The sequence below is a fragment of the Paraburkholderia sp. SIMBA_027 genome, assembly GCF_046535315.1.
Lineage (GTDB): Bacteria > Pseudomonadota > Gammaproteobacteria > Burkholderiales > Burkholderiaceae > Paraburkholderia > Paraburkholderia tropica.
The window spans coordinates 1-272 of sequence record NZ_JAWRWY010000579.1; the positions used below are offsets into that span (position 1 = coordinate 1).

The 272-nt window shown below is 35.3% G+C and carries 1 protein-coding gene; it reads right to left on the bottom strand.

Annotated features, from left to right (window positions below):
* On the bottom strand, positions 1–272 hold a 272-nt coding region (locus SB764_RS40330), incomplete at both ends, for a hypothetical protein (protein WP_410866799.1).

Consider the following 272-nt stretch of genomic DNA (forward strand, 5'->3'; position numbering starts at 1 on the left):
CGTTTTCCCATACCAGCACTCTGTACCATCGTATATCCATTATCAAACATTTCTACGTTGTCTTTATGTCCTAGACTTTTATTTGGTGCAATATCCGTACCAAAAATGTCACGCAGCTTCTGATTGTTTTTTAACTGGTCATTTACCCACTCAGCAAACTTCTGCGATTGTGATTCAGCTTCAGAAATTATGAGAATAAATCTTTCTGTCTTAAATACAATACTGAAAATTGGTAGAATATTTGATAACATCATACTTTTCCCATGACCACG